This is a genomic window from Herbaspirillum sp. 1130 (assembly GCF_017833835.1).
GTDB lineage: Bacteria > Pseudomonadota > Gammaproteobacteria > Burkholderiales > Burkholderiaceae_D > Herbaspirillum > Herbaspirillum huttiense.
In genome coordinates, this window is record NZ_JAFICQ010000001.1 from 541,592 (window position 1) to 568,438 (window position 26,847).

A 26,847-nucleotide genomic window follows, 5' to 3' on the forward strand; every position below is an offset into this window, starting at 1 on the left:
TCACGCGACGATGCGGGAAGCGGCCACAGCATCTCAGCTGCGACCCTGCCTGTGGACACGCTCCAACAGCCCGTGTTGGATGAGCATTTCCCCTGGCACCGCATTCGTCGCATGCCCCGCAAATAAGCCAGCGGATCAGTACAACGGCATGCAGTGTGTCGCATGCGCAGCGCCTGCCCGGGGATACGGTGCGGCGCATTTCTTACGACAGAAAGGCAAACGCAATGGAATGGAGCAATGGCTATGTGCATGGCATCGACTATCCGGTCAGTTTCTTCGCCGAGCAAAGCCCGGTTCATTTGAGTGTTGGCTGTGTGGTGCACGGGGTGGAACCGGTGCCGCTGGACCGGCCCTTCACCTATATGGAACTGGGTTGCGGCCAGGGCCTGACCTCGGCGGTGCTGGCAGCGGCCAACCCGCAAGGGCACTTCTATGCCGTTGACTTCCTGCCCACCCACGTCCAGACCGCACGCGAGATGGTCGACGCCGCATCGCTGGACAATCTGACCGTAATCGAATGCAGTTTCGAGCAGATGGCAGGCGGCGAGATCGATCTGCCGCAGTTCGATTTCGTCACCATGTACGGCGTCTACAGTTGGGTCGATGCAGCCAACCGCAGGTACATCGCCGAATTCCTGCGTCGTTACCTCAAGCCGGGCGGCATCGCCTACCTCAACTACAACGCCATGCCGGGCTGGAGCTCGGCGCTTTCCCTGCAGCGTCTCCTGCGCGAATTCGGCCGTGACAGCACGCTGTCCTGCGAGCGCCAGGTGGCACAGGGGCGCGCACTGGTCGAGGCGCTGCGTGACCAGAAAGCCGCCGCATTCGCCCGCGCTGACAGCGACGGACTAGGGCTGCGGCTGGAGATGTTGGGCGGCAAACACGTGGACTACCTCGCCCACGAATATCTCAACCAGGGATGGGATGCGCTGTATTCCATCGATGTGATCCAGGCGATGGCTGCGGTCAAGCTGGATTATGTCGGCTCGGCCCTGCTGGAGAACAGTTTCACCCAGCTGTATCTGACACAGGGACAACGCGAGCTGCTGGCCGGCCTGCCCAACAGCGGCATGCGTGAGCTGGCATGGGACCATTTGTGCAACAGCTCTTTCCGCGAGGATATCTACGTCCGCGGCGCGCGCATGATGAGTCCGGCTCGCCGTGACGCCTGGCTGGAGCGCTGCGGCGTGGCGCTCACCCTGCCTCGCTCACGGATCAATCTGGAACTGACGCTGGTGATCGGCAAGATCAACGCCGATGCGCGCCTGGCCGATCCGATGATCGAGGCGCTACTGGAGCGCCCGCATTCGCTGGTCGAACTGGCCGCTCTGCCGGAAATCCGCAGCCGGGGATATGGCTTGCGCGAGGTCGCGTCGATGGCTGGCTTATTGATGGCGGGCAGGCAAGCGGCGATATTCTTTCTGTCCTCGGCCGGGAACGATCAGGCTCCGGCAGCGCGCCTGAACCGGGTGATCGCAGCCCGTTCCCGCGAGTGCGATCATTTCCAGGCCCTGGCGTCGCCATTGCTGGGCAATGGCGTGAAATCCAGCCTGCTGCAGCGGGTAGCTTACGATCAGGCCGGGCACGCGGTGCTACAGCCGGAAAGCTGGGTACAAGCCATGGCGCAAGCCGTGCAGCGCCAAGGTGCCAAGCTCGAACGGGCGGGCGTGGCGTTGGAAACGCCGCACGAAATCGATGCCGAACTGCGCTATCTGGCCGAAGCCATCGCCGAACAGCGCATGCCGGTCTGGCGCAACCTGAACATGGCACCGCTGGCTGCCACGCCCTGAGGGACGGTACGCGCCAAGGGGAAGGCGGGAACCCATGTCATCCATCGTGGTGAGATGCGTTCCCGGCACATGTCATTTCTTTGCACGGGTTGAAGCGAGCTGCTGACGCTGCTCACAGGTCTCATGACGGACAACGACCGTTCCGTGAGCTTCCTCATTTCATCGCGAGATCCTGCCTAGGCGCAAGCACCTGCAATGAAGGGAACCGGTACAAGTCTGTCGCGACTCAGAAATCAGTTCAGCGACGTGACTTCCGCACCGCTTCTTTCTGAGGACAACAACATGGGCATTTACAACAATTTCAGTTTCCGGTCGGTCAGCGACTATTTCTCTGTCGGCGGCGAGGGCCGTACCAAGATTCGCGAAGGGGCAGCCAGGCTGTCCTCGTCATTCAGCGCCATGCGCAACAGCGCCTGGTACAAGAAATGTACTCGGTTCGATGCTTCTGATCTGTCCCGGCGCATGCAGAGCCATCCGCGCGCGCAACAGGCTTATGCCGAGGCGCGTCAACGATTGGCTCAATTGCAGGTGCAGATGAGCGGGCTGATCCAGGAGATCTACAGCAAGCTCAAGCAATACGGTATCTACGCCAGTCACCAGCCCCATGACGCGGAGCGTGCCATCCATCGGCGCTGGAGTAACGTACTGCCGCCGGGCGCAAGCATTCTGCCGGGCGCCCATTTCGATGCCAGGGAACGGGTCGAGCGAATGGAGTGGCACAGCGAGAGTGTGAAATGGAACGCGACCCATCATGTCGATACCGGTGAACGTATCTCCGTGACCGACTGGAGAAGCGGCGCTGATGGCTGGCAGCAGCGTGAAGAGATCGAACACAACTACCAACGCCACTGGACCACCAGCCGACGCGAGGGACCACCGCTGCAACATTTCAGCATCTTTGTTCCGGTCGTTCCGAATAACGAAGGCTGGTTTGTCGGCATGATCCGGGATCATGCGAACGCTATCGAATGGAAGACCTACTTCCATCCCGGACGGCAGACGCATTATCGTTGTACGGCGTGGAGCGCCTCGGGTGATCAGGGAGTGCTCTTGCGAACCACCTACGACGAAGTTACCAAGACGACTTGGCACGAAACCTACAATCAGACGAACGGAGCGCACCACTCCAGGTCGGACTGGCGTACTGCGGAAGATGGCGTCAGCCGGGAGCGCACGGTCAAGGATCACATCACCGGAGAGGTCTTCGTCGAGGTCAACGAAGACTTCAACCGGACCGGCTTCTTCGATCAGGAATACGCCGGACAGGACTTGCACAAACTGGCAGCGGAGTCTCTTGCCGCACTGGGGCTGGAACCGCACGAGCGTGACCAGAGCACGATCAAGAAGCACTACAAGAGGCTGGCCTTGCGCTGGCACTCCGATAAACAGGTGAGTAAAAGCGAGGCGGAAAAGGAGGCAGCGCAGCGGGAATACGATCAGATCGATCGCGCCTACAAATTCCTCTCCAGCCCGGCCTTTGCCCAGCTTTGAGCGCCAGGATCCGACATGGAACGTGACGAATTGACGATGTACTTTTCCTATCCCGATCCGCAGCTCAAGTGGCCACTGAAACGCATCCCCATCCAGCTCCCGCCGGATCCTCAAACGACGGTGGCATACACTGACTTCGCCGCGCTGGCCCAGGCAGCGCGTGCATCCATGGAGCAGGCGTCGGACACCGCGCAGCAGCAGGATCAGCAGGGCATACGACAGCTGGAGGCGCTCAGGAATATCGGCTTGTCCGAGCAGGAGATGGAGCTGCTGCGCAAGCAGCTCCAGGAGGGTATTTCAGCCGTGATCGATCAGGTTTTCGCGGTACTGGTCAAGACGACGGAGGCCCCGGCGCGGCTCGGTGGCCAGATCGAAGAGATGGATCTGCGCACACTGAAAAAAATGTCGCGCGATGGCGAATCCATGATCCGCAACGGTCGCGAGCTGGCCGAGGATCTGGTCATCGGCAGCCTGGTCAACTGGGGCAACGAAGTGTGGGATCCGAATGATCCTTCCACCAGCGCGGCCTCGTCCGGCAACCTGCTGATCAAGATGCTGCAGCAGTAATTCGACAGCAGGCATGGCTGTCTTCATCCGACGCGTCATGAAGCCGTGGCAAGCGCGCTTGTCGTTGGTCGTATCTTCAGGAGCCGGCGGCCAAGTGAGCGCTGGCCGCCGGCATTCAAAAAAAGGAACCCGGCAAGACGCGGCGTCACTCATTCGGGAGTCCATGGGTGTTGCGGCAGTGGAAGGCATGGCGTTGGGGAAGACCCTCTCCAGCAATGGGTGCTGCCGCGCGCCACGGGCGTGCGGATCGTCCACCATCTTTTGGAGAAATCTATGTCGGTAAATATCACCACCACGACCACCACCACGACCACCTACAACATTGATCAGGAGAATCTCCTTCCACGTGCTCTAACGGATGGACAGCTCGATCCCGAGTCCAGCGATATCCTGTTGAAGGAGGGCGACGACGCGACCTCCGATATGGTCAACAATCTACCCATCCCCGACAACTTCAAGGGCGCGATCCTGAGCCTGATGGGCCTGGCCGGCGGACGCAATCCGTCGAGTGCGAGCGCAGCCAATACCATCCGCAACTTCCAGCAGGAAAACAATACCGGTCTGCTGTCGGCCAAGCAGATGAGCGATATCGCCGATACCGGCTATTACCAGGACAAGAACGGCAATCTGAAACCGGTCTCTGCCGATGTACAGGCCGCCGCCCAAGCCTTGATGGCCAACGGAGGCGCGCTGTTCAAGCAACTGGAATCGGCCAACACCGGCAAGCAGGATGGCCTGCTCGGTCCCAAGGATTTCCCGGCTGCCCGGCGCCAGGGAATCCTGTCGGACGATTCCGGTACCAACCGTACGACGCCGCGCAACGGCCTGGCGGACGACTTTCTGCTGCAGGCAGTGATGCGGGGTCTGCTCTCCAACGGTCAGTCGGGTTATGACGCCGGCAAGACGATGGACAGCTTCATGAAGGACAACAAGATCGATCTGCTGTCGGCCAATGACGTTCGTGATATGGCCCAGACCGGCTATTACAAGGACAAGGATGGCAACCTCAAGCCCCTGCCTGAAAACGTTCGTGAGGCGGCCGAGGAACTGATGGAAAATGGCGGCGAGCTCTTCAAGAAGCTCGAATCGGCCAACACCGGCGTGCAGGATGGCCTGCTGGGACAGAAGGACTTCGATGCCGTCGTCAAGAACGGTAGTCTGGACGGATTCAACAATACCCGCAGCGCCGGCAGCTGGAATGCCCCAACCAGCGTCGCCAGCAACAACGTGTTGCCCTCGGCCTACAGCGCGGGCAGTACGATGGATCACTTCCTGAAGGACAACAATATCGATCTGCTGTCGGCCAATGACGTGAAGAACATCGCCGAGACCGGCTACTACCAGGACAAGGATGGCAAGCTCAAGGCCGTTCCTCCTGAAGTGCAGCAAGCTGCGCAGGCCCTGATGGCCAATGGCGGTCAGCTGTTCAAGGAACTGGAGTCGGCCAACACCGGCAAGCAGGATGGCCTGCTGGGACAACTGGACTTTGCTGCCGCCGTCAAGAATCGCAGCCTGGACAGCCAGAACGCCACGCCGGCCATCGCCACACCCAACATCGTGCTGCCCTCGGCCTATAGCGCGGGCAACACGATGGATCACTTCCTGAAGGACAACAAGATCGATCTGCTGTCGGCCAACGATGTGAAGAACATCGCCGAGACCGGCTACTACCAGGACAAGGATGGCAAGCTCAAGGCCGTTCCGCCTGAAGTCCAGCAAGCCGCGCAGGCCTTGATGGCCAATGGCGGTCAGCTGTTCAAGGAACTGGAGTCGGCCAATACCGGCAAGCAGGACGGGCTGCTGGGACAACTGGACTTCGCCGCCGCCGTCAAGAACGGCAGCCTGGACAGCCAGAACACCATGCCTACCATTGCCACGCCCACCAACGTCCTGCCGTCTCCCTACAGCGCGGGCAATACGATGGATCACTTCCTGAAGGACAACAAGATCGATCTGCTGTCGGCCAATGATGTGAAGAACATCGCCGAGACCGGCTACTACCAGGACAAGGACGGCAAGCTCAAGGCCGTTCCGCCTGAAGTGCAGCAGGCCGCTCAAGCGCTGATGGCCAATGGCGGTCAGCTGTTCAAGGAACTGGAGTCGGCTAATACCGGCAAGCAGGACGGCCTGCTGGGACAACTGGACTTCGCCGCCGCGGTCAAGAACCATAGCCTGGACAACAATACCTCGACCTTGCCGACCGGTTCCCCGACCATCGTGGCCGACAACACCGTACTGCCATCTGCCTACAGCGCGGGCAATACGATGGATCACTTCCTGAAGGACAACAAGATCGATCTGCTATCGGCCAATGACGTGAAGAACATCGCCGAGACCGGCTACTACCAGGACAAGGACGGCAAGCTCAAGGCCGTTCCGCCTGAAGTGCAGCAGGCCGCGCAGGCCTTGATGGCCAATGGTGGACAGCTTTTCAAGGAACTGGAGTCGGCCAACACCGGCAAGCAGGACGGTCTGCTGGGACAACTGGACTTCGCCGCCGCCGTCAAGAACGGCAGCCTGAGCGGCAACGCCAACATGCCCACGATCTCGCAACCCAACACTGTCCTGCCGTCTGCCTACAGCGCGGGCAATACGATGGATCACTTCCTGAAGGACAACAAGATCGATCTGCTATCGGCCAATGACGTGAAGAACATCGCCGAGACCGGCTACTACCAGGACAAGGACGGCAAGCTCAAGGCCGTTCCGCCTGAAGTGCAGCAGGCCGCGCAGGCCTTGATGGCCAATGGTGGACAGCTTTTCAAGGAACTGGAGTCGGCCAACACCGGCAAGCAGGATGGCCTGCTGGGACAACTGGACTTTGCCGCCGCCGTCAAGAACGGCAGCCTGAGCGACAACACCACCATGCCCACGATCTCGCAATCCAACACCGTCCTGCCGTCTGCCTACAGCGCGGGCAACACGATGGATCGCTTCCTGAAGGACAACAATATCGATCTGCTGTCGGCCAATGACGTGAAGAACATCGCCGAGACCGGCTATTACCAGGACAAGGATGGCAAGCTCAAGGCCGTTCCGCCTGAAGTGCAGCAAGCCGCTCAAGCGCTGATGGCCAATGGCGGTCAGCTGTTCAAGGAGCTGGAATCGGCCAATACCGGCAAGCAGGATGGTCTGCTGGGACAACTGGACTTCGCCGCCGCGGTGAAGGCTGGTCAGTTTTCAGCTGGCTAAGTAAAGGACGGTGCCGGGCCGGATGGCATACGGCCTGGCACCCTCTGAGCGTTCAGCAAATCGATAGGAAGCATCATGTCAATTGCTCGTATCAATACCCACGGGCCATCCCGTGCAATCGACTACGCCTTGTTCCTGCGTGACTACATCGACATGCAGGAAAGTCAGTCCGCACAGGACTCGGCCCCTGCACCTGCCGCAAGCGTCGCGACCGCGCCGCCGAGCGCACCGGCCAAGGCGATCGATCATCCCCGGCGTGGCACCCGCGCTTTTCTGGAGCGGGCACCCGGTACACCGCGCAACCGGGTCAGCAACAAACGCCGCTACGGTGATTCGTCAGAAATCGTCCAGGGCGACATCGCGCACTGGCAGCCCATGGATACGCAAGCCCGCGAATCGCTGGATGCGATTCCGCAAGGCGACGAACTGGCGCGCGCCATGCGCGTGGACAAGCCTTACATGCGGCGCATCGGCGAGGGCAGGGCAGGCAGGTCCAAAGACGGCCCGGCGGCCGCTACCTCAGCGCCGCCGAACAAGGCTGCGATGAAACGGGCGAGCGGAGTCGGCCAGGCCATGCGCGAACGCGCCCAGTTCATCCGGATGCACGGTGTGCTGCTGGAGGCAGCATGGCGGCCCGTCGCTCACCTGGCACAGGTCTGAGGTCCGCCGCAGCTGTGGCGGCAAGATCGTTTCAGAAATCAATCTGCATACATCCCGGTTGGAGTTCAGCATGAAAAGGTATCTGTCTGGCATCGACGCCATGGAGCGCGAGAACGGGCCGCAAAAGAACCGCAAGCGTCGCAGGACGCCCTCCCTGGAGCACTTCGGGGATGGCGAGGAACTACGCCTGGACGAGCATTTCCCCTGGCATCGCATTCGCCGTCTGCCACGCAAATGAAGCGCCTGCGGGCGCGCTCCTGGCACAGCTGTGGGTCGGTGCGCAGCAAGCGGCCGTCGTCATCTCAACTCATCACGAGGGATTCAAATGCAATGGCATGAAGGCTATGTTGCCGATATCGACCATGTGGCCACGTTTTTTCCCGAGCAGAGTCCCGCCCAGTTGAGTTTCGCGTGTCTGCTCAATGGCTGCGAGCCACCTTCTCCGGAGCGGCACTTCCGCTATCTGGAACTGGGATCGGGCCAGGGCCTGACCGCCAATATTCTGGCGGCGGCCAATCCTCAGGCAGATTTCTATGCCGTCGATTTCAATCCGGCGCACATCGCGGGCAGCCGGCAACTGGCCGAGGCGGCAGGACTGCAGAACATCCGCTTTCTGGAAGCCAGCTTCGCTGATCTGGCCGATAGTCTGACGGCGCTGCCGCCGCTGGATTTCATCACGATGCATGGCGTCTACAGCTGGGTCAGCGCTGAAAACCGCCATTGCATCATGCGCCTGGTCGAGCGCTACCTGAAGCCGGGCGGGGTGGTCTATCTGAGCTACAACGCCATGCCCGGCTGGGCCCCGAGCTTGCCACTGCAGCGCCTTCTGCTGGAACATGCGAGCCGCTCTCCGGGCAGCATGCAGGCACAAATCGACAAGGCCCGCAGTCTCGTGCGGGCTCTGACGGAAATCCAGGGCGGCTATTTCACCAGGACCACCAGCGCCAACCTGCAGGCCCATCTGCGGCTCGCCATGGAGCAGGATGCCGGCGGCGCGCCCGAACTGGTTCACGAATACCTGAGCCAGGGCTGGCAGCCGCTCTATCACATCGATGTGGCTCGCGCTGCGGCCCAGGCCAAGCTGGAGTATGTGGGGTCGGCCGACCTGTCGTGGGCATTCCCCGCGTTGTACATGAATGCACAGCAACGCGACCTGCTGCAGCAGATCGAAGACTCCGCGCTCCGTGAAACGGTAAATGATTATGTCAAGAACACTTGCTTTCGCAAGGATATCTACGTGCGTGGCAAGCGTCCTCTGAGCGACCGGCAACAGGAGCAATGGTTCGACCGTATAGGCCTGGCACTGACGGTGCTACGGGAGACGGTGAGCCTGAAGATGGGGTTCCCCCTCCATGCCCACCAGCCCGATGCCGAGATCTACGGTGCCATGCTGGACGCGCTGGCGCCCGGCCCCAAAAGTCTGGCGCAATTGCGCCAGCTGCGGTGTCTGCAAGACCGGAGCCTGGCTGATATTGCAAGTCTGGCGGCCTTGCTGGTCGACACCGGACAGGCCGCGCCTTATTTCCTCCAATCCGCCACGCAGGATCGTCGACCGGCGCTGTGCCTGAATCAGGCGATTGCCCAGCTGGATAGCGGCTATCGCGTATTCGCGTCGCCCTTGCTGGGCAGCGGCGTGGCAACGCCACTGTTCCAGCGGCTGGTCTACAACTCGCTGGCTGATCCGCATACCGCCACCATGAGTTCCACGGACCTGGCCAGCCGGGTGCTGCGCCGGGTCGAGTCGCAGCATGTGCCAATTCTTCTGGACGAGCGCGAACTGGTGAGCGCGGAAGAAAAAAGGCGTGAGGTACAAGAAACCGTCAAGGCCATCCTGACCCGCCGCCGCCCGTTCTGGAAGCACTTGCTGATGTTGCCGGATGCGGCACAGGTCGGCGCGCATTGATCGACAAAGAGGAACTATGGAGTGCAAGCAAGCGTATGTCGCCGGCATCGATGATCCGAGCGGTTTCTACCGGGAGGCAAGCCCGGTGCATTTGAGTTTTTCCTGCGTTCTCCATGGTGTGGAACCGGTAGCGCTGGATCGCCCGTTCAACTATCTGGAGCTGGGGTGGGGACCGGACCTGGCTGCCAGCGCGCTGGCGGCAGCCAATCCCCAGGGGCGCTTCTACGCAATCGATTGCAGACCCGCCCAGATGCAGTGCGCGCGGGAACCAACACAGGTCGCTGAACCGGACAAGCTCTGCGTACTGGAATACAGCGTCGCTGAGGTCGCTGCCAGGCTGACCGAATTGCCGCCGATGGATTTCATCGCTCTGCGCGGCCTCTACAGCCGGGCCGGTGCCGGCCAGCCCCAGTGTATCGTCGACCTGATCTCCCGCTGTCTCAAGCCGGGCGGCATCGTCTGGCTGAACTATGACGCCATGCCGGGATGGAGCCCCTCCTTGCCGCTGCAGCGCCTCATCCGTGAACGGGCCTGCAGCGATGGCCCTGCCACGCACAAACAGATGTCAGCGGCACGCGAGATGGTGCAGCAACTGCAGGCAGCGGGGGCAAGCTTTTTCGATGGCAATCCCAATCTGCAGTACCAGCTCGATTCGCTGCGCCAGGAAGAGGGCGGCTATCTGGCCCAAGCATGCCTGAGCGAGGGTTGGACGGCGTTCTATCATGCCGACGTCGCAAGAGTAATGGCCGGGGCCAAGATGGATTACGTGGGCCCGGCAGACCTGGCGCAGGCCTTTCCCCGGCTCTACCTGACGCCACAGCAGCAACAGTTGCTGGCGACGGTGGACGATCCCATCCTGCGCGAAACGGTCAAGGACTACCTGTGCAACACCAGTTGGCGCTCGGATATCTACCTGCGCGGGGTGCGGCGTATGACTTCTTCGCGGCGCGAGCTTTGGCTGCGTCAACTCGGTCTGTCGCTGACCAGCCTGCCGGACAGCCTCACGCTGGATCTGGAATTGTCCATCGGCATGGTCAAGGCCGATCCTCGTTTCTATGAGCCGGTGCTCAATGCGCTGGTACGGCGACCACACAGTCTGGTGGAGCTGGCCGAGATTCCAGCCCTGTTCCCGCTGCGGCTGGAAGACATTGGCCAAATGGCCGCATTGCTGACAGCCTCGGGCCAGGCCGGCGTTCATTTTCTCGGCGCTGGTGAGCTGCCGGTCGCGCCGGTGCCGCGCCTCGCTGCTGCCCAGAGCGATGCGATCATCATGCGGTATGCGTCGGCAGGGCGCACCCTGCACAAACGCTGATGCGTGCGACAAGGGCGCGCTGGCGCGCCCGGATATTGCCTGGCGTCATCATTACGAGGCGTTGAGAAGCCGCGCCGGCCCACGGCGTTTCGCGGTTAGAATAACGGCTGCATTGGGCGGGCGCGCTGCGCCTGGCCAATCATGACCCGGGGAGGACCGTTGGCCATTCCCGTTTGCAACGATAGCGAGACGCCACCATTGGATAGTGAAGAAGAGAAGTCTGGTCCGTCCGGCGAGACCCACATTGAAGGGGTCAACCGCCTGCTGCGCGAGCTCATCGGCTTGACCGGCCAACCTGACGCGAGCGTGGCGGTGCTGGAGTTGCAGCTGGGCGAGATTTTCACGCGGACCCTGATCGATCCCGACACCTCGGATCACCACCTTGCCATCACGGCCTTGCTGCCCCGTTGCGAGCAGCCGCATTACCTGCCGCGCATGTTTTCTCCGCCGGGCGCACCGCCCCTGCCACCGCATACCGATTTCCTCTGGCATGCCGATCAGGGCTGCTATATCGTTGTGCAGCGCATCGCCGTGGACGCATTGGCCGACGAACGCAGCATCATGGATGCCATCCTCCTCACCGCCGACATTGCCCGCGACTACCATCTGGCGATCAATGCCGGTGCCGCCTCGGGTGGCTAGGGCGTATTTCCGCTGTTTCCTTAACGACGTCCTGTAACTCAGCTACGCTCAGGCGCGCCTGCCCCTAACGAACAGGGCAGGCCCATGTCTCGCATCAGGCGTACAGACTGTGGCTCAGCGGCGCGCTGCCATATTTGCTGCGCACGGTGGCGCGTACGCGCGAGACCCGTGAGCGTACGGTACCAATCGGAATGTGCAGGTGCTCGGCGGCTTCCTCGTAGGTCGCATCGCCATCGAGCACGGCCTCGAAAGTGGCGCGGATCTTGACGGGCAATTCGTTGAGCAGGTTTTCGACCTTCTCGGCCATCTGGCGCATTTCATAAAGCACGGCCGGATCCGCGTGCGTATCGACAATCTGTTCCATGAAATTCTCATCGACGGCATCGCAGCGGTCGGCGATGTTGCGACGGACCTGGTTGCGTGCCAGGTTGAGGGCAATGCCGAACAGCCATGTCGAAGGCTTGGAGAGCCCGGAAAAGCGATGCGCGCATTTGCTGGCTTCGATGAACGTGTTTTGTACTACGTCTTCGGCATCTTCATGGCTGCCGACATAGCGCTGGATGAAGCGCAACAAGTGAGTTCTGTGTTCGGTATAGAGTTGAACGACATCGATGGGGACGATTTGAGCGGCCGCTTGTTCCTGGGCGTACTCGTCATGTTTCTCTGCGCTGTCGTGCAGTTGTTCTTCGAATGCTTGATTCATTTGCTCCTCCTTGGAAAATCGAGGGGTGGGTGGGGGCAGGGTCACGCCGCGTTGGCGGGCGAACCTTGCTGGTTGGGGCGGAAGATAGCAGCGACAGATCAAGTTTCATCAAAACGGTGAACATTCATGAGACTTTGAAAAATGTTGAGGAAGCTCTTCATCATTGATGAGAAATTTCCGGAACCGGAGATGTTAGGGTAGCCACCGACAAGATTGCGCACCCGTCACTGGGGCCGCAGTGAGGGGAAGGAACCATGGACGCGGGCCGAGCCACTCAGGGCCATGAACATGAAAATCATCCCCTTCGATAGCCTCGACAACCTCAGCCCGGACACCACCCTGCCCAGGCCGCATCTGCGTCACGGCCATCGTCCCGGCATGGATCCCTTGGGCAATGCCAATACGACGGCCGAACTCAGTCCGCTCGATGCGCTGGAGGTCCTGGCCGGGGTTCAGGAGGGACTGGCGTTCAGCCGCAAGAGCCTGCGGCAGCGCCTGCGCGCACCGGTGCGCGCACAGACCCAGCAAAAGCTGTCCACGCCCGCACGCAAGTCCAAAGTCAGAGTGAGCGAGAAGGAACACCGCGACGAGGACGAGGAAGAACTGTTCGCGCCAATCGAACAGACCCTGGATCTGCTGCGCAACGGGGCGGACCGTGAGCGCCAGGCGGAGGTGGAGGCCATGCTGGCCAGGCATTTCGATCCGCTGCAGCGCTACCACGTGTTCTACGAGGCCTTGGAACAGATTGAACAGAATCCGCAGGGTGGCGGCAAAGACCGGGCGATCAAGAAGGCACTTACGGCGATGATGAACAATCTCACCGAGCGCCATCCCCATGAGCTCAGACGCGCCTTGCAGCAGAGCGATGAGATGGTCAGTTCGCTCGAAGCGATGGCCGGCGAGGATGGTATCTCCGCCAGCGGACCCAGCACGCGCGAGCTGCGTTTCCTGATCGGCGCAAAGTCCAAGGGCAATTTCGATGCGCCGCTGACACCACTGACCATGCTCAAGGCACTGATCCGTAATTTCGGACCGACCAAGTGCGAGCAGGCGCTGAGCAGCTTGCGGGCACGCATGATGGCCGGCTTCTGAGCCTCTTCACAACATGAAATGAAAGCGAACACCAATGCAACGAGTACTGACATGGCCCGCGCTGCGACAACACCGAGGCGGGGCCGCGGCATGAGTCTCCGATTCGATTTTGCCGTAGCCGAGGCGCTGCGACGCAAGCTCCTGGATGGGTGGCAACCTGCCCACGGGAGCGAGCTGCACGGCCTTGGCCAGCTATCGGCCATGTTGCGCAGACCGGAATTTTGAAACAACCCCGGCACGCGCAGCGTACCGCCGTCCTTCACACGGAGCGCTGATGTCAGCGCCTGCTGAGAAGGCGGGCGCATTTTTCATGCAATTCTTCGTCGGTGTTTTCATCCACTCGCCGGAACAGGAAGACTCAAGATGAAATCGGATTTGCGCAAGAATCCGCATCGGAGCATAGGGCGCTACTGGCTCACGATGTCCGATGCCTCGGCCTTTACGCTGGTGCGATCGGGTATTGCCATCGCCGATGAGTTGCGCGTGGCGCTGTGCGACAAGGAAAAGCTGTTGATCACGCAAAGCAGCGCGGAATTGGCGGTACTGATGCTTACCGCAGCAGAAGCGGGCTGGGGCAAGGGCAAGGTGGCGCATCTGGTGTCGCAGATGGTGGATGTGCGCAAGCTCGACAACCACGGCAAGGGCAGGGTGTATCTCCTGATCCGGGATGCCATGACGCGCTTGCCCATGATTCTGTGGCCGCAGGAAAAAATGCAGATGCGCCGCGAATTGCTGGAGGAGCTGACCCGTCAGATCAATCTCTACCAGGACGATGCGCCCAGCGTGATGACACGAGACGAGGTTCGCGAGCGCCAGTGGCGTGAATCGGTGCTGGCCATGCGCCAGCGGGAAACCAGGATCAGGAGCTGAGAGCAGGGAGATGGAAGAGATTCTCACCACGATGATTCATGACGCCAGCTTGCAGAAGGTGGTAGCCACCCGGCGTCGGGAGGATGGCCTGGTGCTGTTCGTCTATCCGCTGGCCGAGGGCGTCATTGTCGGGATGGGCGGCACGCGCGAGGGGGCTGCGTCTGCCAGGCAGATCTTGAGCCGACGCGCAGAAGATCTGGAGCGGTATGGCGCCTGGTTGCCCGCCATGTTCACCGACGGCAGCCTTTACGTGCTGCAGCGACTGAGCAGCGTCCATGAGCAAGTCCCGCCACTGGACGATGCGGCGCTGGCCATTGCAGAGGAGTTGCTCAATTGATCCATCAGAAACTCAGTGCCAGTGATCCGGGCTATCTGGCCGGGTTAGATGAACTTGGGGATATCCATAGCCTTCCCCAGCTGCCGGTCACCCGCAAGGCGCTGCCGGAGTTGTTGCCGGTCGAGCAGGAGAATTCGCTGCCCCCCCTGGATCTGCCGGTCGATCCGGGGATGGTGGTGCTCAACCGCCTGCTTGGCCCCGAATGCTCCTTCGACAGCCCGGCATGGAGCCTCAACCCGGTGCCGTGCATGCGCCAGCTGCAGAAGGTGCTGATCGCCCATTCGTTGCAACTGCCTGAACAACAACGCGGCCCCTGCCTGGCCGCAGTACGCAGGATCAACGACAACATCGACTGGCGTCTGCGCCTGCAGCAGATGCGACGCAGCCACGCCGAGGGACCGTCCATTCAGCAAGACCAGGAAAATGATGAGAAGAAAGAGACCGCATGATGCCCTCTCCGAGGAACGGCTCATGGCCATCGCTCTGGTCTGGGGCTACTTCAGCGCCTACCAGTACGAAGCGGCCTTTGAGCTGGCCCAGGGCTGCCTGCAAGTGTGGCCGGACGAACCGAAACTGTTCCTGATGGCGTCCTATGCGGCGACCGAATTGCTTGAGCCGGTGGACCGACAGCGTCTTCTGACCATGCGCAATACGGAAAACGCAGCCTGGATCGACCTGATCCTCGCCAGGCTCAATGCAGGCGAGGCGTCCCAGGCGCTCTGCGCCACCAATCGCTAGGGGAAGGCATGCAAGGAATCGGGATACTGATGGCGCTCAACAAGTTTGCTGCCAAACTTGCCCAGCGCGCCGAACTGATCGTCGCCGCCTTCGTCGTCGGCATCGTGTTCATGCTCGTGCTGCCCATGCCGGTATGGCTGCTGGACATGCTCATCGCCTTGAGCCTGTGCATCTCCGGCCTGATCGTGATCGTGGCCATGTACATGCCCGGGCCCACGGCCTTTTCCACCTTCCCGGCGGTGCTGCTGCTGACGACGCTGTTCCGGCTGGCCATCTCGGTCTCGACCACGCGTCTGATCCTGCTGGAAGGCGACGCCGGCCATATCGTCGAGACCTTCGGCAACTTTGTCGTCGGCGGCAACCTGGTGGTGGGTCTGGTGATCTTCCTGATCCTGACGGTGGTGCAGTTCATCGTCATCACCAAAGGCTCGGAGCGGGTCTCGGAAGTATCGGCACGCTTTTCGCTGGATGCCATGCCCGGCAAGCAGATGTCCATCGACAGCGATCTGCGCGCCGGTATCCTGACGGCCGAGGAAGCCAAGCAAAAGCGCGCCAAGCTGGGGCAGGAAAGCCAGCTGCACGGGGCCATGGATGGCGCCATGAAGTTCGTCAAAGGGGATGCCATCGCCGGCATCTGCATCGTGGCCATCAACCTCATCGGCGGCATCTCCATCGGCATCATCCAGCGCAATCTGGATGCTGCAGAATCGATGCGGGTCTATTCCATCCTCTCCATCGGCGATGCCCTCATCGCGCAGATCCCGGCCCTGCTGATCTCGCTGGGCGCTGGCGTGATCACCACCCGGGTCAGCAAGGATGAGGAAGCGGGCAAGAGCACCAATATCGGCCGCGATCTGGTCGGCGAGTTGTTTGCCGAGCCGCGGGCTCTGCTGACGGCGGCGGCCATCATGCTGTTGTTTGCAGCCATCCCCGGCATGCCCAGCATGGTCTTCGTCATCCTGGCGCTGGCGCTGTTCGTGGCCGGCATGGTCGGGGTCCTCAAACCGCTGGCCGATGCCCAGAGCAAGCTGGAGGCCGAGGAGATCGAGCGCGCCAACGCCGGCATCGTCGACCTCACCAATTTCTCGGCCACCACCCCCTTTACGTTGCGCATGCCCGAAGCCATGCGCAACACGCCGGAGGCCGAAATCATTCGCTCGGCGGTACGCATCATGCGCAACGGATTGCTTGAGCGGCGTGGCATCCCGGATCTCAAGCCCATCGAGTTCGAGTTCCATACCGCTGTGCCGGAAGGTCGCGTGCAATTCCTGATGGCCGAGGTTCCCCTGATCGATGAACCCATCATGTTGGGCTGGGGTGCGACCCGCGAGAATCTGGAGCGGGTGACCGAACTGGGCTTCGAGGCGCACGAACGCAATATCGCCGGATCACGCCGCCGCCGCGTCTGGCTGCGTCTGGACGATGAAGAAAAACTGGCCCAGACGGGCGTGCCGGTACAGCGCTGGGAACACGTCTTCTCTGCCGATATCGAGGTGGAGATGCTGCGCAACTGCCAGATGTTCGTCGGCGTCAACGAGGTCATCCGCTTCACGCGCTGGGCCGAGCGGCGTTACCCCGAACTGGGCAAGGAGGTCATCAAGTCGGTGACGCTGCCGCGGCTCACTGAAGTGGTACAGCGCTTGACGCGCGAAGGCGTCGCCCTGCGTAATGCCCGCCTGCTGCTGGAAACCACGCTGGACTGGGCACCCAAGGAACGCGATCCGGATGTCATCGCAGACTATGTGCGGCTGGCATTCAAGCGCCAGCTCTGTTTTGAGGTCGCCAGGGAGGGGCTCATCGAAGTCATCCTGCTGTCTCCGGAACTGGAGGACAAGCTGCGCAATGCGATGCGCCAGACCAGCCAGGGCAGCTACCTCGACATCGATTCGGAACTGGAACAGATGTTTCTGGACCGCCTCAACGAATTGTCTTCCAACGTCAGTACCCCCATCACGCCACCGGTACTGGTGACCGCCGCCGACATCCGGCGCTCGGTGCGCAAGCTCATCGAGGAAGAATTCTTTCCGGTGCCGGTCTTCGCTTTTTCCGAGCTGACCCAGCATGCCAAGGTGAAACCGGTCGGAATGATCGAGATCTGAGCCGGGCAGGGCAGCTCGCCACTGCACCACCGTGGAACTTGTTGCCACAGACCGACATAAAGAAGGGTAGGTCTTCTCCGTCCCGCCCCGCTGCAAGTGTGCAGTCAGACTGGATGCCCGCAGCCGCAAGGCGACGACGGTGAAGATGTCAGGGGCCGCCATCACGGCGCTCATCGCAATTCATCTGTTGGAGCAACAATCATGGCTTTTCATGTCAACTCCTCGGGAGCACCCGAGATTCATCACGATCATGCCGCAGAGACCGGATCCCCGTCCCTGCTGGCCAAGGTCTCGCGTCAGGCGGTGTCGCTATCGCGGCGGTTCATGGTGGCGTATGCCGCCTTCAGCCTGAAGCATCTCGAACACACCATGCGTGCATTTTCGACACGCAATGGCGAGGCGCACGATACCCGCACCTTCTACGCCGGCATCTTTGCGCACGCAAGGCAACGACTGCAAGTCAAGCAATACAGCGTCGAACAGGACCTGCTCAGGATCTTGACGTTGCTGGAGGCGCGGGGGCCGGGCGCACCGCATGGTGCGCATGCAACGGCAACACCGCCGGCCTTCACGGACGTGCTGGAAGCCTTGGCAGGCCAGCGCCAACGCGACGCGGAGGCCGCCGCATCGGCGGCAGAGCGGCATGATCGCCGCGGACAAAGCTGATGACACTGGCGTTTCAGCACACCGTCCTTTCGCCTATCCCTATCGCTTGATTCAACGGAGTGTAATTCATGAGCTTTTCTGCAAAAGAAGTACCAGCCCAGCCGCCCGCCTCACCGATGACCCGGGAGCAGGCGCAGAACATCATCGACCGGGCGAGCAAGGACAGCTTTCTGGCACAGGAGATCGATCAGCTCAGGGAGAAATGCTGCCTGTTCATCGGGGAAGTCATGCAGGAGGTCAATCAGGCGCTGGCCGAAAAGGAAAAACGTACCCCGGCCCTGCTGCGCAGCAAATCTGACAGCGCCATTTCCTTGCAAGCGGCCGGCCGCGAGCGCGAGAAGCTGGCCAAGCAGCGCCGCGAACTGGCCGAAGCCATGGTCATCGGGGCCTTGCTCAACAGTGACAATCCCGGCTGGAATCCGCTCGACCCATCGACCGCCAGGAGCGGCGGAGGCAGCCTTTTGCTGGCACTGCTCAAAAGTGCCGAGTTCTGAGCCTGCAGGGGCAACCACATCACCGGTTCACTCTTGAATTTGATGGAGCATTGTCATGCATGAAATGCGGATTCTGAATGGTTATCTTCGCGGTGCAACTATCCCGCTTGGCGACCAGGTCTGCATCATCGGTGCCAGCGACGAGGCCGATGTGGTCCTGGCGGACCCTGGCATTGCCACACGCCACGCCAATGTGTCGCTGAGCCCCGAGGGCTGGACACTGGAAGCGCTGGACGGCCAGCTGCGCAATGCCGAGGACAACCACCAGCGTGATTTCCTCAAGCTGGAGGTCGACGATTTCGCACGCCTCGGTCCGATCTGGCTGACCGTCACCGAAGAAGGCACACCCTGGCGTGATCCTCCCCCGGAGCCGGTCGACAGCGTGGCCGAGGTGCCAGATGCGCCGATCCCGCACGCTGCGGAAGACGACGAGGTGCACCACGCGGTCACGGACGCCACCGTGATCAGCGCAGATGAGGCCACGGCCACGCCGTCGGCAGAGACCTTGCCCACCGCACCCACCAACACCAAACGCGGGCGTCGCCTGTTGTTGCTGCCCTTGTCGCTGGCCGCGTTGCTGTCGGCGGCAGCGGCCTATGCCATCACCCGCCATTACCCGGTCGACGCGGAGCAGAGTTTGAGCGCCAATGAGCGGCTGCTGCCGCCGATTGGTACCACCGCGGCCATGGAGCCGCCCGCTGCCAGGATGACGCCTGAACAGTTGCGTGCGGCCTTTCGCAAGCGGCTGGCGGAGGTGGATCTGCTCAAGCGTTTCAATCTGCAACTGGACGATCACGAGTGGGTATTGCAGGCGGCCCTGGATGAAGACGAGAGCGAACGCTTCCAGCGCATGCTCAGCAGCTTCGTGCGTGCGCATGACATTGACTTCCCGGTCAGGGTCAAGATCGGCAGCGCCGAATCGATGTTGCCGTTCCGCATCCAGCAGGTGATTTCCGGCAGCAATGCCAGCATCGTCACCGAGGATGGCCGGCGTCTCTATATCGGCGACGAATATCGCGGCGTCGTCCTGGCCGCCATCGACAACAACCAGGTCAGCTTCACCGGCCGCCACAACATCAACGTCCGATGGTAAGCCCGACGCTAAGCCCGATGCCAGCCACGACCGCAGCCGTCGACGATGCCGATCCGTTGGAACGCAAACTGCAACACATGCGTCGGCAGCTCGGCGCATGGCGCCAGAGTCTGCCTCTGCGACCGGGGTTCGTCAGCTTCGGCAAGGTATCGCAGGTGCTGGGCACCCTGGTGGAAGCCCACATGCCGCCGGTCCAGATCGGTGAACTCTGCCATCTGCGCGGCCCGCATGGGGAAGGTCCGCCCATCCTGGCCGAAGTGGTGGGTTTCACCGACAAGGCGGCGATCCTGTCGGCCTTGAGTCCGCTGGAAGGGGTCTCCAGCAGCACCATCATCGAACCCTTGCGGCGCGCTCACAGCATCGAGGTCGGGGATCACCTGTTCGGTTGCGTGCTGGACGGATTCGGTCGCTGGATGTTTCGCGCGCCGGCAGCGGCGGAGAACGTGGCGACCTGGCGCGCCATCTCGCCGGTCATGCGCGACGCCCCCAAGGCCACCGACCGGCCACGCATCTCGGTGCCGCTGGCCACGGGCGTACGGGCCATCGACGGTCTGCTGACCATGGGGACGGGACAGCGTATCGGCGTCTTCGCGGGGCCCGGATGTGGCAAGACCACGCTGATGGCGGCCATTGCGCGCGGCTGTGAAGCCCAGGCCATCGTCTTCGGACTGATCGGCGAGCGTGGCCGTGAGCTCAACGAATTCCTGGAACATGAACTGGATGCCGAACTGATCCGCAAGACCGTGGTGGTCTGCGCGACGTCCGACCGTACTTCGATGGAACGGGCGCGCGCGGCCTTTACCGCTACCGCCATCGCCGAGGCTTTCCGCGATCGCGGCATGAAGGTATTGCTGCTGGTGGACTCACTGACCCGATTTGCCCGTGCCCAGCGCGAAATCGGCCTGGCCGCCGGCGAGCCACCGGCCCGGGGCGGCTTCACGCCCTCGGTCTACACCATGTTGCCGCGCCTGATCGAGCGCGCCGGGGGGACGCCGCAGGGTTCGATTACGGCGATGTATACGGTGCTGGTGGATGGCGAATCGGTATCCGATCCCATCGGCGACGAAGCCAAGTCGTTGCTGGATGGTCATATTCTGCTGACCCGCAAACTGGCCGAACAGGGGCATTACCCGGCCATCGATGTGCTGGCCAGCATCAGTCGGGTGATGAGCAATGTGACCACCCGCGAACACCGCAAGGCGGCATCGCATTTCCGGGAACTGATGGCGCGCTATCAGGAGATGGAGCTGCTCATCCGCCTGGGTGAGTACAAGAGCGGTACCGACCCGGTAGCCGACCGCGCCGTCAAGCTGCGGGACGAGCAACTGGCCTTCCTGCGCCAGGATACCAGCAGCAGTGCTCCCTTCCAGCCGACGCTGGACAAGCTCATGGAATTGCAGGCATGACGACCGCACATCAGATCGCGGGCGGGATCGGACGTCGCGGCCGCCGTGAGGTCATCGATGTACCCGAACGCAAGCGCGAGGACCGGCGGCTGGATCAGTTGCTCCATGTGCGCAAGCAGCGTCTCGGGCGTCTGGAGCGCGAGCGCAACGAGGCCCGCCAGGCCTGGCGGGCCTCGCGCAATCAGTTGCGGCAGGCACGGCAACTCTGGCGTGACATGCTGGCCCGCACTCAGGAGCAGTGGCAGCAGTCGCGCCGCGAGTTCATGCAGATGACACTGACCACCGGCCAATTCAATCGCGCCAAGGCGCTTTACAAGCGCATGCAGGCGGAAAGCGCCCAACTGTATCTGCGCTGCCAGGAATGGGTACAGCGCTGCCGCCAGGCACGCAGCGTCTTTTTCGAGGCACGGCGCAAGGTGCTCGAAGCCAACCGGCAGCAGGAAAAACTGAGCGTCTTGCGCGACGAAATGCGTGCGCAGGCGCAGATGATGGAGCAATGACGGATGTCACCTCAAACCATTTCTTCGGTCATGGAGCACCTCTGCGGCGAGCCGCTGCCGGTGCAGCGCTCACCGGCCAATCGCGCGCCGCCATTCACGGCACACTTGCCGCCGGTACGGCCGGCACCGGCGGCGGCTCCCTCGCATGCTCAGCCAGGCACGCAGAACAACCAGCGTCCACGTACGCCCGCGAGCCCCCGGCGGGTGACCCGGGAGCGTTCGGCCATGTCGGGCAGCGGCGAACGCGCACCGGCCAGTGCCAGCGATACAGCGCGTATGGATGGCTGCATCGTGTTGCCAGAGGACAGACAGCAGGAGCATTCCGGGGAGGACGACAGCCAGCCGGAAGAGGGACTGGGCAGCACGGACGCGACGTCAAATTTCGATACAGAGGCCTTGCTCGATCTGCTGCCTGTGCAGGCCCAGAGCGGCGTCTTTGAGGTCATCCTGCCCGGTGGCGAGACGCTGGCCGTGCTGACCGACCTGAGGGAGTCTCTGGCCTCGTTCCTGCTGGCGGCCGGGAGCGATCGGCTGCGCGAGATCCTGCTTGGCAAAAGAATGGAACTAGAAAAGGGGCTGGCGCAACGTATGGGCAGAAGCGTGCGACTGGCCGTGCTCTAGCTGGATGGCCAACAGACCGGGTGCCAGCCCTAATGCGGACACCTACGATCAACCATGCAGCAGGATGCCCCATTCATGTCCTATACCGTTGCCGGCGACCTTCCGGAGCAGAACGGCGAGTCTGCCCGATTGACCACGAATCCTCTTCTGCGCCGCGCACCCAAGGTCTCTGCCAGCCTGGCGGCGCTGACGCGCAAGGTCGGACGCGGGTTGCTCATGGTGCTGCCGGACCAGCAGGGCGAGCTGACGCTGCGTCTGGCCACAGGCAATGCAGCGTCGCAGACAGCAGACATCCCGCTCCTGCTGTCGGGACCGGCCGGTTCCGTGTGGCTCGACGACGGCATACGCTGGTTGCGCGTACTCACCGGCATCGACCTCACTGCGGCGCTGGCCGATCCATCAACTCAGGAATGTCCGCCGTGGTTGACCGCTGCCGTCGCCGCCAGATTGCAGGGCAGCCCGTTGTACCGGACCGCACGGATCAGGTCTGCACAGATAGCCGATGCATCAAAGGTTTGCACCCTGGAATTGAGCCTGCAGCAAGACGCTCATGTGATGCTGGGCAGTCTGCACGCGGCGCCGCAAACCTGGCTGCGCTTGCTGGAGGACTGTGACCTCACCGCACTGCGCGCGCCAGAAGACGATTTTTTTGCGATCCCGTGGCACCAACCCGTGTTGCTCGGATGGCACCGACTAAGTGATGCGGACTGCGCCGCACTGGCGCCGGGGGACATCATCTTGCCCTCCCGTCCTGCCTTCCAGAGCAATGGCACGGGCAGGCTCAATCTGGCCGGGCGCAGCTGGCGTGTACGTTATCTCGCTCCCGCGCAACTGCAACTCATCTCACCGGAGTCAAGCTTGGATATGGAATCAGCAGAGGATCTCGATTACGACGCAGCGCCGGATTCCCCCGCAGGTGAGGGCATCGCGGAAGTCGACGCGCCCGCCGCGCTGGAAGCGTTGTCGCTGACGCTGACCTTTGAACTGGGACGCATCGCCTTGCCGCTGGGAGCGGTGCGCAGTCTGGCCCCGCAATCGATTCTTGCCTTGCAGTCCGGCCAACCGGGCGACATCGGCATCTTCTGTGGAGGCCGCCGGGTGGGACAAGGCGAAGTGGTGGATGTGGATGGCGCGCTGGGCATTCGTATCGTCCACTGGGGTGGGGCATGCTGAACAATCAGTTCGACGTCGTATCGTTTTCTGTCCTGCTGGCCCTGCTGGCGCTGATCCCGCTGCTGGTGGTGACGACCACCTCGTTCCTGAAAATTTCGCTGGTGCTGCTGGTCCTGCGCAACGCCATCGGGGTGCAGCAGGTGCCGCCGACACTGGCCATCTATGGCATCTCGCTGGCGCTGAGCGTGTTTATCATGGCACCGACGGTACAGGAGATCGGGGTGCACGCGTTACAGATGGAGTCCTCGCCGGTCACGTCACGGACCACACCATTGCTGGTGAGGGCGCAGGAATCATTCGAGCCGCTGCGCAAATTCATGATGAAGGTCAGCCGACCGGAACAGCGCGAGCTGTTTCTTGCATCGGCCAAAAAACTCTGGCCCAAGGACGTGGCCAAGGAGGCGCGCCCCAGCGATGCGCTGATCCTGATCCCGGCCTTCGTGGTATCGGAACTGCAGGCCGGCTATGAGATCGGCTTTCTGATCTATATCCCCTTCGTGATCATCGATCTGCTGATTTCGAATCTATTGATGGCGCTGGGCATGCAGCAGGTCAGCCCGCAGACCATCACCATTCCCCTCAAGCTGCTGCTCTTCACACTGGTGGCCGGCTGGGGCAAGTTGCTCAATGCGCTGGCGCTGTCCTATGTGTGACAGGTCTTCCGGGTTCGGCGCAATTTCACAAGAAAGCGAAGATGGCTGATACGCTCAATTTTTTCCAGCAAGGCCTTTGGATGGCAGTGATGATGTCGGCACCGCCGCTGGTCATCGCCACCCTGTGCGGCGTGGTGGTCTCACTGATCCAGGCGGTGACCCAGATCCAGGACCAGACGCTGCCCTATGTGGTCAAGCTGGTGGCGGTGGCCGTCACGCTGGCGACCATGGGCCGCTGGATCGGTGTGGAACTGCTGCGGCTGGCGGACCTGGCCATGACCATGGTCCCCGACATCGGCCGCTGAGATTGCAGCGCCCATGCAATCTTCCACCCTGATCGACCTGCATGCGGTGATGGTGACCGTTGCCATCGTCACGCCGCGCGTGCTGGTGTGCCTGGTGATTCTGCCCGGCTTCGGCCTGAACGTGCTGACCGGGATGGTCAAGAACGCCACCGCCATGGCCATTGCGCTGCCGGCTGCGGTACCGACCTTTCTGTTCGTGCAGGACCGCGTTCCCGATTTCCTGCTCTCGGCCATGCTGGCCTTCAAGGAAGCCATGATCGGTCTGCTGTTCGGTGTCTTGATGGCGCTTCCGCTGTGGGTCACGCAGTCCATCGGATCGATCTTCGACATGCAGCGCTCACCCATCCAGATCCAGGCCAACAACGCCAGTGTGGACCGCGATGCCAGTGCCATCGGTGCCATGCTGCTGCAAGCGGTGGTGCTGGTGATGGTGCAGGCCGGACTGTTTTCGGCACTGGCGCGCATCCTGCTGGAGAGCTATGCCCTGTGGCCTGCCTACACCTTGTTGCCGCCTTTTGAGGCTGGGCATTTCGATGTCTTGGTCAAGCGCTTCGGCGAGTTCCTGTGGTATGTCGTGGTGTATGGCGCGCCGGTCATCATTCCCCTGATGCTCATCGAATTCGCCTTCGCCATCATCGGGGTATTCGCCTCCAATCTGCAGGTCTCGTTCGCGTCCGCCCCCATCAAGAGTCTGGTCGGCTTGCTGATCCTGCTGATGTACTGGGCCACTTTTTCGCATCACGTGACCGGCGACTTTTCCCATCTGCTGGACCTGCTGGCCAGCCTGACCGATGCGGGGAAGCGATGAGTGACGAAAAGAACGAAGAACCTACCCACAAGAAGATCGAGGATGCCAGGAAGAAGGGCCAGATCGCCGTCAGTCGGGATCTGGCACGGCTGGCCATGCTGGTGGTGGTGGCCGAACTGGCGTTGTCCACCGAATCGCTCTGGCGCGGTGCCATCTCCAACCTGATGGAGGCCGGCATCCATGGAGTGGGACAGGATTTCATCCCGGTGGCCATGTCCATCCTCAGTTCGGCCGGCATCTTCGTGGCTATCGTCGTGGCCACCTGCTTTGTGGTCTGCATCGTCATCGGCGTGGCCGCCCACTGGGGGCAGTTCGGTATGCTGGTGGCCAGCGAGGCGCTTACGCCCAAGTTCGACAAGCTCAACCCGGTCAATGGTCTCAAGCAGATCATCTCCAAGAAGAAGCTGGTGGAGCTGATGACCACCGTGGGCAAGGCGCTGTTGATCGGCTGGATCGTCTACGTGCTGGTGCGCGGGAATCTGGCCAACATCGTTTCTCTCTCCAGCGGCGATCCCAAGGACAGCTACTACGGTTTTCTGACCATCCTGCGGTCCATCTTCCACGTCGTCATCGTGGTCTGTCTGTGTCTCGGTCTGGTCGACTTTGCCATCCAGAAGTACTTCCACAAGAAGGAACTCATGATGGACAAGGAGGAAATCAAACGTGAGCACAAGGAGTCCGAGGGCGATCCGCTCATTAAGGGGCAGCGCAAGCGGCTGGCGCGTCAGTGGGCCAATGAGGTACCGGCGGCCAAGACCGCCAATGCCAACGCCGTAGTGGTCAATCCGACCCACTTCGCGGTGGCCCTTTACTACGATGCAGGCCAGCAGATGGTTCCGCAGGTACTGGCCAAAGGCAAGAACGAGACGGCGCGGGCCATGATCCGGCGCGCACGCGAATGCGGCATTCCGGTGATTCGCCATGTCTGGCTGGCCCGTCACCTGTACGCCCACTGCGATGAGGATACGGTGATCCCGCGAGAAACCTACGAGGCCGTCGCCCATGTCTATGCCGTGGTGCACGAGCTGGTGGCCAGTGCCCGCACCGACCGCCACGTCGAGCTGGAAAGTCACGGCATCAAACCGGATTCATCGGAAGGGCCGCCATGATGAAAATGCCCGACTATCTCAGCAGCGCCGAGCAGACGACAACGCCGGGAACCGCCCGAGAAAGCCTGTCCCGACGCACCATCAAGGCGACGCTGAGCCATACCGTCACCCGGGTGCGCGTGAGCGGCAAGGAGAACCCCGACAGTTCGGAGACCGGTGCGGCACGTACCGACATCGGAGACATCACGAGTTTCAGTTGCACCGTCCAGCTGGAGATCATCGGTGATATGCAAGCGACCGCATTACCTGTATCGCCTGCGCCCCAAGCAAGGTCCGGGGAGGCTGGCGGTCTGCTGCCGGGCGAAGCGGACGGGCCATGCGATGACAACGCCGGCATGGTCACGGGCGGCACCGAACGCGACGCGGGAGAAGAGACCATCATCGGCAGCGGTGATCGCGCCCATCATCTTGCGCTGAAGGACACCCAGGTCTCGGTGTCCTTGCGATCTTCCCGCATAGTAACGCCGCCACTGATCGCGCCCGGTGCGCCCTTGTCGCCGAGCCAGCGGCAACGTCGCTGCCTGCAGTCCGGGTTCTGCGATCCCTCTTCGCCGCTAGGCTGCGGCGGGCAATTTTGCGACCTGCTCCCCGACTTCTGAGCGCGGGCAGGGCGGAACCAGCAG

The 26,847-nt window shown here is 61.9% G+C and carries 28 protein-coding genes; 27 read left to right on the forward strand and 1 reads right to left on the reverse strand.

Going from position 1 to position 26,847, the window contains the following annotated elements; genetic code table 11:
- Nucleotides 1–224: 224 nt before the first annotated feature.
- The 9 genes from JOD78_RS02465 (at nucleotide 225) to JOD78_RS02505 (ending at nucleotide 11,557) form a co-directional block, all read left to right on the forward strand.
- Entirely contained in the window at nucleotides 225–1,790 is a 1,566-nt protein-coding gene (locus tag JOD78_RS02465) for a class I SAM-dependent methyltransferase (protein WP_209568929.1), read from the forward strand.
- A 282-nt stretch (nucleotides 1,791–2,072) separates the two neighbouring features.
- Nucleotides 2,073–3,281, forward strand: coding sequence for a J domain-containing protein (locus JOD78_RS02470; RefSeq protein ID WP_245201949.1), 1,209 nt, complete (start codon nucleotides 2,073–2,075; stop codon nucleotides 3,279–3,281).
- A gap of 15 nt (nucleotides 3,282–3,296) precedes the next feature.
- Complete coding sequence (locus JOD78_RS02475; protein ID WP_209568927.1) at nucleotides 3,297–3,848, forward strand: hypothetical protein; 552 nt, start codon at nucleotides 3,297–3,299, stop codon at nucleotides 3,846–3,848.
- Between the two features lie 273 nt (nucleotides 3,849–4,121).
- A complete protein-coding gene (locus tag JOD78_RS02480; RefSeq protein WP_209568925.1) occupies nucleotides 4,122–7,040 on the forward strand; it encodes a hypothetical protein in 2,919 nt (972 codons plus the stop codon).
- A 75-nt stretch (nucleotides 7,041–7,115) separates the two neighbouring features.
- On the forward strand, nucleotides 7,116–7,700 hold the full coding sequence (locus JOD78_RS02485; RefSeq protein WP_209568923.1) for a hypothetical protein: 585 nt from the start codon (nucleotides 7,116–7,118) through the stop codon (nucleotides 7,698–7,700).
- Nucleotides 7,701–7,770: 70 nt separating this feature from the next.
- Entirely contained in the window at nucleotides 7,771–7,938 is a 168-nt protein-coding gene (locus tag JOD78_RS02490; protein ID WP_209568922.1) for a hypothetical protein, read from the forward strand.
- Between the two features lie 87 nt (nucleotides 7,939–8,025).
- Nucleotides 8,026–9,603: a class I SAM-dependent methyltransferase gene (locus JOD78_RS02495; protein WP_209568920.1), complete on the forward strand. Its 1,578-nt coding sequence runs from the start codon at nucleotides 8,026–8,028 to the stop codon at nucleotides 9,601–9,603.
- A gap of 16 nt (nucleotides 9,604–9,619) precedes the next feature.
- On the forward strand, nucleotides 9,620–10,915 hold the full coding sequence (locus JOD78_RS02500; RefSeq protein WP_209568918.1) for a methyltransferase regulatory domain-containing protein: 1,296 nt from the start codon (nucleotides 9,620–9,622) through the stop codon (nucleotides 10,913–10,915).
- Between the two features lie 159 nt (nucleotides 10,916–11,074).
- Nucleotides 11,075–11,557, forward strand: a complete 483-nt coding sequence (locus tag JOD78_RS02505; protein ID WP_245201950.1) for a hypothetical protein — start codon at nucleotides 11,075–11,077, stop codon at nucleotides 11,555–11,557.
- A gap of 94 nt (nucleotides 11,558–11,651) precedes the next feature.
- Here the strand turns inward: JOD78_RS02505 and JOD78_RS02510 are convergent, their stop codons facing one another.
- Complete coding sequence (locus tag JOD78_RS02510; RefSeq protein WP_209568916.1) at nucleotides 11,652–12,260, reverse strand: RNA polymerase sigma factor; 609 nt, start codon at nucleotides 12,258–12,260, stop codon at nucleotides 11,652–11,654.
- Nucleotides 12,261–12,548: 288 nt separating this feature from the next.
- Between JOD78_RS02510 and JOD78_RS02515 the strand changes: the two genes are divergently transcribed.
- The 18 genes from JOD78_RS02515 (at nucleotide 12,549) to JOD78_RS02600 (ending at nucleotide 26,823) form a co-directional block, all read left to right on the forward strand.
- Complete coding sequence (locus JOD78_RS02515) at nucleotides 12,549–13,352, forward strand: hypothetical protein (protein ID WP_245201951.1); 804 nt, start codon at nucleotides 12,549–12,551, stop codon at nucleotides 13,350–13,352.
- Nucleotides 13,353–13,715: 363 nt separating this feature from the next.
- Nucleotides 13,716–14,222 carry a hypothetical protein gene (locus tag JOD78_RS02520; protein ID WP_245201952.1) on the forward strand — a complete coding sequence of 169 codons (507 nt, stop codon included), beginning with the start codon at nucleotides 13,716–13,718 and terminating at the stop codon, nucleotides 14,220–14,222.
- A 10-nt stretch (nucleotides 14,223–14,232) separates the two neighbouring features.
- Nucleotides 14,233–14,559 carry a hypothetical protein gene (locus tag JOD78_RS02525; RefSeq protein WP_209568911.1) on the forward strand — a complete coding sequence of 109 codons (327 nt, stop codon included), beginning with the start codon at nucleotides 14,233–14,235 and terminating at the stop codon, nucleotides 14,557–14,559.
- Nucleotides 14,556–15,008 carry a hypothetical protein gene (locus JOD78_RS02530; protein WP_209568909.1) on the forward strand — a complete coding sequence of 151 codons (453 nt, stop codon included), beginning with the start codon at nucleotides 14,556–14,558 and terminating at the stop codon, nucleotides 15,006–15,008. Before JOD78_RS02525 ends, JOD78_RS02530 begins: the two co-directional genes overlap by 4 nt.
- Before the next feature lie 22 nt (nucleotides 15,009–15,030).
- Nucleotides 15,031–15,297, forward strand: coding sequence for a hypothetical protein (locus JOD78_RS02535; RefSeq protein WP_245201953.1), 267 nt, complete (start codon nucleotides 15,031–15,033; stop codon nucleotides 15,295–15,297).
- Nucleotides 15,298–15,305: 8 nt separating this feature from the next.
- Nucleotides 15,306–17,396 carry a type III secretion system export apparatus subunit SctV gene (gene sctV / locus JOD78_RS02540; protein WP_209568905.1) on the forward strand — a complete coding sequence of 697 codons (2,091 nt, stop codon included), beginning with the start codon at nucleotides 15,306–15,308 and terminating at the stop codon, nucleotides 17,394–17,396.
- Nucleotides 17,397–17,597: 201 nt separating this feature from the next.
- On the forward strand, nucleotides 17,598–18,062 hold the full coding sequence (locus JOD78_RS02545) for a hypothetical protein (protein WP_209568903.1): 465 nt from the start codon (nucleotides 17,598–17,600) through the stop codon (nucleotides 18,060–18,062).
- 68 nt (nucleotides 18,063–18,130) lie between these two features.
- The gene (locus JOD78_RS02550) at nucleotides 18,131–18,556 is read left to right on the forward strand and encodes a hypothetical protein (protein ID WP_245201955.1); all 426 of its coding nucleotides are present in this window, start codon (nucleotides 18,131–18,133) and stop codon (nucleotides 18,554–18,556) included.
- A 55-nt stretch (nucleotides 18,557–18,611) separates the two neighbouring features.
- Nucleotides 18,612–19,649: an FHA domain-containing protein gene (locus JOD78_RS02555; RefSeq protein WP_209568901.1), complete on the forward strand. Its 1,038-nt coding sequence runs from the start codon at nucleotides 18,612–18,614 to the stop codon at nucleotides 19,647–19,649.
- Nucleotides 19,650–19,666: 17 nt separating this feature from the next.
- A complete protein-coding gene (locus JOD78_RS02560) occupies nucleotides 19,667–21,055 on the forward strand; it encodes a FliI/YscN family ATPase (RefSeq protein WP_209568899.1) in 1,389 nt (462 codons plus the stop codon).
- Complete coding sequence (locus JOD78_RS02565) at nucleotides 21,052–21,555, forward strand: hypothetical protein (protein WP_209568897.1); 504 nt, start codon at nucleotides 21,052–21,054, stop codon at nucleotides 21,553–21,555. The genes JOD78_RS02560 and JOD78_RS02565 overlap by 4 nt, the downstream gene beginning before the upstream one ends.
- A 3-nt stretch (nucleotides 21,556–21,558) precedes the next feature.
- Complete coding sequence (locus JOD78_RS27865) at nucleotides 21,559–22,176, forward strand: hypothetical protein (RefSeq protein WP_245201956.1); 618 nt, start codon at nucleotides 21,559–21,561, stop codon at nucleotides 22,174–22,176.
- Nucleotides 22,177–22,251: 75 nt separating this feature from the next.
- Nucleotides 22,252–23,349: a type III secretion system cytoplasmic ring protein SctQ gene (gene sctQ / locus JOD78_RS02575; protein WP_209568895.1), complete on the forward strand. Its 1,098-nt coding sequence runs from the start codon at nucleotides 22,252–22,254 to the stop codon at nucleotides 23,347–23,349.
- Nucleotides 23,343–24,002 carry a type III secretion system export apparatus subunit SctR gene (sctR, locus tag JOD78_RS02580; RefSeq protein WP_209568893.1) on the forward strand — a complete coding sequence of 220 codons (660 nt, stop codon included), beginning with the start codon at nucleotides 23,343–23,345 and terminating at the stop codon, nucleotides 24,000–24,002. Before sctQ ends, sctR begins: the two co-directional genes overlap by 7 nt.
- Nucleotides 24,003–24,043: 41 nt before the next feature.
- Entirely contained in the window at nucleotides 24,044–24,307 is a 264-nt protein-coding gene (gene sctS, locus JOD78_RS02585; protein ID WP_209568892.1) for a type III secretion system export apparatus subunit SctS, read from the forward strand.
- A 13-nt stretch (nucleotides 24,308–24,320) separates the two neighbouring features.
- Nucleotides 24,321–25,115, forward strand: coding sequence for a type III secretion system export apparatus subunit SctT (gene sctT, locus JOD78_RS02590; protein WP_209568890.1), 795 nt, complete (start codon nucleotides 24,321–24,323; stop codon nucleotides 25,113–25,115).
- Nucleotides 25,112–26,224: a type III secretion system export apparatus subunit SctU gene (gene sctU, locus JOD78_RS02595; RefSeq protein ID WP_209568888.1), complete on the forward strand. Its 1,113-nt coding sequence runs from the start codon at nucleotides 25,112–25,114 to the stop codon at nucleotides 26,222–26,224. Before sctT ends, sctU begins: the two co-directional genes overlap by 4 nt.
- Nucleotides 26,221–26,823: a hypothetical protein gene (locus JOD78_RS02600; protein WP_209568886.1), complete on the forward strand. Its 603-nt coding sequence runs from the start codon at nucleotides 26,221–26,223 to the stop codon at nucleotides 26,821–26,823. The genes sctU and JOD78_RS02600 overlap by 4 nt, the downstream gene beginning before the upstream one ends.
- The last annotated feature ends 24 nt before the right edge of the window (nucleotides 26,824–26,847 follow it).